3 protein-coding genes are annotated in these 2,167 nt (G+C 35.6%); all 3 read left to right on the forward strand.

The annotated features are described in order from the left end of the window. Positions 1-440, forward strand: a 440-nt coding sequence (locus AC06OU_RS02565) for an MFS transporter (RefSeq protein ID WP_475853765.1), incomplete at its 5' end; no start/stop codon positions are given. 256 nt (positions 441-696) lie between these two features. Beyond that, positions 697-1,746, forward strand: coding sequence for a serine hydrolase domain-containing protein (locus AC06OU_RS02570; RefSeq protein WP_475853766.1), 1,050 nt, complete (start codon positions 697-699; stop codon positions 1,744-1,746). Further along, positions 1,730-2,167, forward strand: a 438-nt coding sequence (locus tag AC06OU_RS02575; protein ID WP_475853768.1) for an extracellular solute-binding protein, incomplete at its 3' end; no start/stop codon positions are given. The genes AC06OU_RS02570 and AC06OU_RS02575, both read left to right, overlap by 17 nt.

Below are 2,167 nucleotides of genomic sequence, written 5' to 3' on the forward strand. Positions count from 1 at the left end.
GTTTACTTAATATAGAAAATATGCTTTTAGTAGTTTGTTTGACTTTTTTCATCAATAAAATAACGGATCGTTTCAGCAATAAGCATGTATTACTAGTAGGTCTAGCCTTATATAGTATTGGATACATAACGATAACCTCTGCCAATACATGGTATATACTTATATGCTTTAATTTAATAGCTACGGTCGGCGAGTTAATATATTCCCCTGTTAGAAATGCCGAGCAAGCAAATATGATACCCGCAGACAAAAGGGGATCGTACTCCGCATTTTCCAACTTTTCATTTAGTGGGGCAGACTTAATCGCTCGCTCCACGATTATTATTGGGGCATTTTTGATACCGACCATGATGTCAGTATATATTGGAGTAATCCTTATGATTGGAATTGGTTTATTATATGCAGGCTTATTCGTAAGGAAACTAGTGGTAGTTGTATAATCTATTTTTCTCTCGTTTAAAATTTGTTTATAAGTCTTTAAAAGTATTTAAAGCGAGTAAGTGGACGTTAACTTGTCCAGTTACTCGCTTTTTAAATTGGAAAGCTGGTCATTTCTATATCTGGCAGACGCTTTTCGGAATTTTCCCCATTTTAAAATAATATTTTAAAAATTCAATTGTTTCTTATAATGTTATTTTATATACTGTAATTAATAATTATCAGAAAATTAAATTTAATGAAATGGAGGAGGGAATTATGCTAAGGAATATTATAAATGAATACTTGGTAGCTAAGAAGATACCGGGAGGCGTTATTCATGCTCAGCAAGGCAATGTAGTGCTATATAGGGACAGCTTTGGATCTTTCGTTACGAATACTGGTGAAGTAAAGGAAGTCACAATGGAAACTGTTTTTGATATCGCATCCTTAACAAAAATAGTTGCAACGTTGCCAGCCACGCTAGTTTTGCTAGACAAGGAACAGTTATCTTTAGATGATCCTGTTCAAAAGTATATTCCACATTTCCGATATCCAAATATTAATATTGAAAACCTTCTTTATCATAATAGTGGTCTACCTGCAGATTTATCCCCGCCAGTAAAAAGAGGAGAGGATAGAAATATTATTGAAGAGACACTTAATGCTGTTCCTATCTTTGAGCCTGGAAAAACAGTGATTTATAGCGATTTAGGAATGATTTTATTAGGAAAAATTATTGAGGAGGTGTCGGGAGAGTCTTTCGATAAATTTGTAGAGAGGGAAGTTCTCATACCAATGGGGATGAAGAATACGACATTTAATCCTAAAGAAGAAGTTAGAAATCTTATAGCAGCAACTGAATATATGAATGGGAGCTATGTTCAAGGAGTAGTACACGATGAAAAAGCATATATGTTAAATGGGGTATCAGGTAGTGCAGGATTATTCTCGTGTTTAGATGACCTTGTTCAATACGTGCATTACTGGTTACATCCGTCTGATCAAAATGTATTTAATCCTGCCTGGTTACAAGACTGTCATCAAAAACTTTTTAAACACAGGGGTCTAGGCTTTGAAGTATGGAATGGTAAAGATACCGAAGTAACAATCAGTACGGACTGGTCCATTGGCTCATTTGGACATACAGGATTTACTGGAACTTCCATATGGATAGATCCAAAAGAAAAACTATTTGTGGTGCTGTTAACCAATGCAATACATTACGGGAGGGAGGTTCCAAAGAAAGAGTTTAGACTGGAGATCCATGGAAGCGTTTACGAGACGTTTATAAAAAAGGAGAGTACTGATTATGAAAAGTTGGATTAAAAATGGTCTTTCAATTTTTTTGATTATGTTAGTTACCTTCATTATAGCTGCTTGTTCAGATGATAAAGAAAATGGTTCGTCCTCAACTGGCTCAAAGGGAGATGGAGACAAGGTTGCCACATCAGGTGAAAAGGAAACAGTAAACTTAACCATTGGAAGCTGGAGAACAGAGGATGTTTCGAAATATGAAAAAGTAATCGCACTTTTTAACGAAACACACCCGGAAATACAAGTAGAATTTAACCCGACTAAAAATACAGAATACAATACAGTGTTAAATACTGCACTTCAAGCAGGAGAGGGGCCGGACATTTTTCATTTAAGACCCTATGGTGCGGGATTAAAGCTAGTGGATGCTGGATTTGTAGAGCCGATTAGTGATTTAGAAGGGTTAGGTCAGTATTCAGATGAATTTCTAGCT

It is taken from the genome of Psychrobacillus sp., from assembly GCF_056205495.1.

What these genes read in the sequence shown, in the direction of transcription:
- AC06OU_RS02570 (WP_475853766.1), top strand. Translation starts at nt 697, where the DNA reads ATGCTAAGGAATATTATAAATGAATACTTGGTAGCTAAGAAGATACCG.